This window comes from Lentilactobacillus sp., from assembly GCF_040773105.1.
Lineage (GTDB): Bacteria > Bacillota > Bacilli > Lactobacillales > Lactobacillaceae > Lentilactobacillus > Lentilactobacillus parabuchneri.
This window is the reverse complement of the sequence record NZ_JAXGWW010000189.1, coordinates 1-4,087: the sequence shown is the minus strand read 5'-3', so window position 1 is coordinate 4,087 and position 4,087 is coordinate 1. Positions and strand designations below refer to the sequence as shown.

The window sequence follows — 4,087 nt, the reverse complement described above, 5'->3', positions numbered from 1 at the left end:
GTCAAAATGTCTTTCGTCCCACAGCTATTAAACGATTAAAATGAATCCGAAAAAACGGATCTGTTTTGAACAAAGTAATCAACACCCGAATAAATCGTGAAGAATAAGCAAATATATAACAAAATGAGTCCCATTGGAACGTTAATTGCGGCGAATAAAACGTTATTCAGGAATAACAAAATAATCGCCAACATTTGGGTGGTGGTCTTAATTTTGCCTGGCCAAGCCGCGGCAATTACCTGACCTTCGTTTTCAACGATGATTAACCGAAGACCAGTCACAGCCAATTCGCGGCAAACGATAATTGCAGCGACCCAGGCAGGAACGTCCCCTAACCCAACGAGGAAAAGAAATGCCGTCATGACCAACATCTTGTCAGCCAATGGATCGGCAAACTTGCCAAAGTTGGTCACCAAATGATTGCGGCGGGCGATTTGCCCATCCAAAAAATCAGTCAACGAAGCAACAATAAAAATAATCGTTGCAACCAGTCGCGTCACGCTGATAGAAGTTCCCGCAATAACGACACTGCCTGAAAATATCGGCGCTGCTAAGATTAAAATGAAGAACGGAATCAAAATGATTCGAAACATTGTAAGCTTATTTGGTAAATTCATGCTTAACCCCCAACTGATTAGTAGCCATTAGTCGAACCTGTGGTACTACCGGTTGTTCCGGTGCCGCTCGTCGTCCCAGTGGTTCCTGTTGTCGAAGACGTCCCAGTCGTTGAGCCTGTGCCGGTCGTACCCGTGGTAGTCCCAGTCGTTGAACTCGATGACGTGGAGCTGGAATTCGTGGTTGCAGACGAACTGGATTTACCAAACTGCAATGTGATAACCCGTACTTGAGCAGAGCCACCGTTAAGTGGGGCTGCTAATTTTAATTTCTTACCGCCAACGGTAATTTCCGTGGCTTCAGCATTGCCGGTATTGATCGTCACAGTATTTGTCGTGCTAGGCAATGAAATGGTATGTGAATTACCACCGGTTAGTGATGCTTGCCATACCGCAGTCCCGTCAGTTGAAACCGAGGTCCAAGCGCTGCTCGTTCCAGTAGCTGAAATCTTCAATGGTGTCTTGCCGGATGTCCCGCTAACCTGATAAGTGATGTTGCTGCCTGAAGCAGTGAGTTTCTTAAAAGCAATGGTCTTCGTCTTTTTAGGAGACTTGGCTTTCTTGGCACTGGATGCTTTGGAGCTTGACGACTTATCACTTGAAACCGATACCTTGCTGGTTTCAATTTGCGTTTTAGCCGTGTTGCGGGTGCTCTTAGCTGCTGCCACCCAAATTGCGATCAGGATGACCAAAACCACGACTGAAACTGAGATAATCGGAATATATCGCCGCAGCTTATCGTTTCGTTCTTCTACTTTTCGCTGAGCAGAACGGGTTTCCGGATTGTCACTGTTGATCCGATCAACGTACTCTGGGTCTTCGGTATCCGGCAGCTTTGTTTCAAATTGGCTTAGCAATTCAGTCCCATCAAGGCCAACGGAGTCCGCATACTGCTTCACAAAAGCCCGAACGTAGAATTCACCCGGTAATGCATCAAAATCATTGTCCTCAATTGCGATCAAATAGCGCTTTTGAATCTTGGTATTTTTTTGCAGGTCATCGAGGGTATAGCCCTTGGCAACACGTGCATCATGTAATTTTTGTCCAATTGTTAAATTATCTTTTTCGTCGCTCATACTCATTCTCCATTGAATTTTTTGATTTCCATTTAAAGTATATCATATGCTCATCAACTAATATTTTAAGTAAATGATAAAGTAACCATTAAAAATTCCAGTTGGTCATTAATGGTCCTGGATAATGCCGGCCTGCATCACGACCTGTTTTAAAAAGTCGCTGCTAATTGCCTGGACATCCGCCAAAGTTAAAGATTTTAAAATCTCAACCTCATCATATATTGTAACAGGTTCGCCGATGAAGCCGTCAAATTGACCGCTAATCGCTTCCTCGGAATCCATCATTTCGACATAATTGCCAAATAATTCGTTCTTTTGTAATTGAAATTCGGCTTTCCTTGATGGCAATGCCTCAGGAATTTTTTTGATGATTGCTTTAAGACGATCAATCAAGATCGTCGGTTCGCTGGTGTCACAACTAATGACCGCAAAATGAAAGCCCCGTTCGTTTTCAAATTCCCATGAAAACGAGTCATCAATAATTTCATCATGATACAGTTTATCATATTCAACTGAGTTTTCACTCAAAAACAGGTCAAACATCACGGATAAGGCGATTTCGTACTTCAATCCCGCCCGCCCGGTTGGAACCGGATCGGTGCCGCGCAGTCCGAGTGTCACTTTAGGTCTTGCAACATTCATTTGTCTATGATGAATTGTCGGTTGATCCTGACGCTCAAAATTTTCGAGTCGCTGAAGAGAAATTGGCTCCGGCGAGGGTTTATCCGCCTGGTTGGCCTCAATCCAGCCGAGCGTTTCTTGTGGGTCAAGCCTACCCGTGATAAATAACGTCATATTTTCTGGACGATAGAAGGTCTTGTAAGCAAGTTCAACATCGGCAAGCGTAATGCTGCCCACTGTTTGAACCGTCCCCGCAATGTCGTTTGCCAACACCGAATCTGGATAAAGGCTGGCAATCGTTTCGAAATACGCCTGATTATCCGGATCATTTTGATACATATTAATTTCTTGGTCGATAATCCCCTTTTCCCGTTCAACCTTCGCCGTGGTAAAATAAGGAATTTGAACAAAATCCAACAAGATATCCAGATTTTCTTTGACCGATTCTGCCGTTGAAAACAAGTAGTTGGTCTTGGTAAAGCTGGTAAAGGCATTCGAGCGGGCCCCGGTTTTGTTAAACAATTCAAAGACATCGTAGTCTTTTTTGTCGAACATCTTGTGTTCCAAAAAATGGGCGATCCCTGCTGGTTGAACAACCTTTTGACCGTTTAAGATAAACTGACTGTCGATGGATCCATAGTTTACGCCCAATACAGCGGTTGTTTTATTAAATCCTTTTTTGGGCTGCATGTAAACAGTCAGTCCGTTTGATAATTTGGATACAAATAACCGTTCGTTATAATTTGGATAATCAATGATTTCCATCAGACTGCCCTCCACTGTTGAGTTGATAAATCGCCCGCAACCGTAATTGTTTGGCAACTTGAGAAATTTGGTCACGATTAACGCCTTGAATATGGGCTTCCCATTGTTCGTCAGATAAGTCAGACTGCATAATCTGCTGCACGTACCGCGCTTCAATTAAGGCGCCCAAATGGTCGGCTTCGGAGCGGTGTTGGTTAATCATGGCCTCCTTCACCCCATCCAGGAGTGCATCTGAAAAGTTCCCGGCGGAAAGCTGTTTGAGTTGTTGATTGACCATCGAAATGACTTCCTGTTCGTTTTGATAATCAATGCCAGCCTGAACCGAATCCATTCCAACCAACGAGTTGTAACTGCTGTGAATGTCGTAGGCCAAACTTCGCTTTTCTCGAACGTTGGCAAATAGCAGCGATTGACTGGACCCACCAAACAATTGATTAAAAATCACCGCCGCAAAATATAAGCCATCCCCGAAATAAATCGGCAATTCATAAGCCATACTCAAAACAGACTGTGAGCCTTCAATAAACTTGGCATCTTCTTGAACCTGATCGATCGGTTTAGGAATCACCCGTAACTCATAAGGCGCTTGGGCCCGATCACTAAACGAGGCAAAGTCCTTAAAGCCGTCAATGACCGCTTGCTCAGACAAATCACCGGCGACTAAAATCGTGACCTTAGCGCTCGCCAGCACCGATTTGTAAAAATCATAAAGCGATTTGGCTGTAATTTGGGCCATTTCAGCTTTATTGCCCATTAAAAAGTGCCCGTGATCTGGGTCATTTGGATAATACAAGCGTTGAAGTTCCAAGGTTGAGAAAAATTCCTTGTTATCTGCAATTGAATCCAAATAATTTAACATATTTTTTTGATGAATTTCAAAATAAGCGTCGTTGAAGTGATCGCCATCAATAAAGGGATTCTCAATCATTTCACGAAGAAACGCCAAAATTTGTGGCGTTAAAACTTCGCCTTCCGGTAGATACTTATCATTTGGAAAGGTAATTGAAACTT

At 43.5% G+C, this 4,087-nt stretch carries 4 protein-coding genes; all 4 read right to left on the bottom strand.

The features are described from left to right. Nucleotides 1-35 precede the first annotated feature (35 nt). Nucleotides 36-617 (bottom strand): CDP-diacylglycerol--glycerol-3-phosphate 3-phosphatidyltransferase, encoded by a 582-nt coding sequence (gene pgsA / locus AB3112_RS09045; protein ID WP_057909291.1) that lies wholly within the window; start codon nucleotides 615-617, stop codon nucleotides 36-38. Nucleotides 618-634: 17 nt separating this feature from the next. Continuing rightward, nucleotides 635-1,690, bottom strand: a complete 1,056-nt coding sequence (locus AB3112_RS09040) for a RodZ domain-containing protein (protein WP_084972659.1) — start codon at nucleotides 1,688-1,690, stop codon at nucleotides 635-637. A gap of 108 nt (nucleotides 1,691-1,798) precedes the next feature. Beyond that, nucleotides 1,799-3,076, bottom strand: coding sequence for a pitrilysin family protein (locus AB3112_RS09035; protein ID WP_084972660.1), 1,278 nt, complete (start codon nucleotides 3,074-3,076; stop codon nucleotides 1,799-1,801). Beyond that, the coding region (locus tag AB3112_RS09030) for a M16 family metallopeptidase (protein WP_367334336.1) at nucleotides 3,063-4,087 on the bottom strand (1,025 nt) is incomplete at its 5' end. The genes AB3112_RS09030 and AB3112_RS09035, both read right to left, overlap by 14 nt.

What these genes read in the sequence shown, in the direction of transcription:
- pgsA (WP_057909291.1), bottom strand. Translation starts at nt 617, where the DNA reads ATGAATTTACCAAATAAGCTTACAATGTTTCGAATCATTTTGATTCCG.
- AB3112_RS09040 (WP_084972659.1), bottom strand. Translation starts at nt 1,690, where the DNA reads ATGAGCGACGAAAAAGATAATTTAACAATTGGACAAAAATTACATGAT.
- AB3112_RS09035 (WP_084972660.1), bottom strand. Translation starts at nt 3,076, where the DNA reads ATGGAAATCATTGATTATCCAAATTATAACGAACGGTTATTTGTATCC.